We start from the raw sequence: 520 nt of genomic DNA, 5'->3' as shown, positions 1-520 counted from the left end.
AACACCCCGGACCCGAGCGCTTCCTGCATGGCCGCGGGATCCGACGGGTCGATCTGCGCGGCCAACCCCTCGATGCGGTCCATGTCGATGTGGATCTCCTGCGAGAACGCGGTGATCAGGTCGACCACGTACTGGCGCAGCCACGGCGCGGCGTGGAACAGGCGGGCGTGGGCGACCTCGCGCACGGCCAGGTAGAGCACGACCTCCTGCTCCGGAACGCCCAGGTCCTCACCGAAGTCCTTGACGTTGCGCGGGAGCATGGCGGAACCGTCCTGGGCCAGCGGGAAGCCGATGTCCGTCGAGGACACGACCTCGGCGGCCAAACCACCCAGGACCTGGCCCAGCTGCATGGCGAACATCATGGAGCCCGCGTTGGCTAACATCCCGGAGGCACCGCCGAGCATGCCGGTCATCTCCTCGGGCAGCTGGCCCTGGATCGAGTCGGTCAGGGCTTTGGTCATGGACTCCGCCACCGGGCCCGTGATCTCCTGCCAGGGGGCGAAGGTGCCCTCGCCCCATT

The 520-nt window shown here is 68.5% G+C and carries 1 protein-coding gene; it reads right to left on the bottom strand.

Annotation, left to right across the window (positions count from 1 at the left end):
* The coding region (locus tag GTW58_RS14000) for a zinc-dependent metalloprotease (RefSeq protein WP_168023651.1) at positions 1–520 on the bottom strand (520 nt) is incomplete at both ends.

It is taken from the genome of Kocuria subflava, from assembly GCF_012163155.1.
In the GTDB taxonomy this organism is placed as follows: Bacteria; Actinomycetota; Actinomycetes; order Actinomycetales; family Micrococcaceae; genus Kocuria; species Kocuria subflava.
Note: the sequence above shows the minus strand (reverse complement) of the source record. Positions and strands in the feature narration are given on the sequence as shown.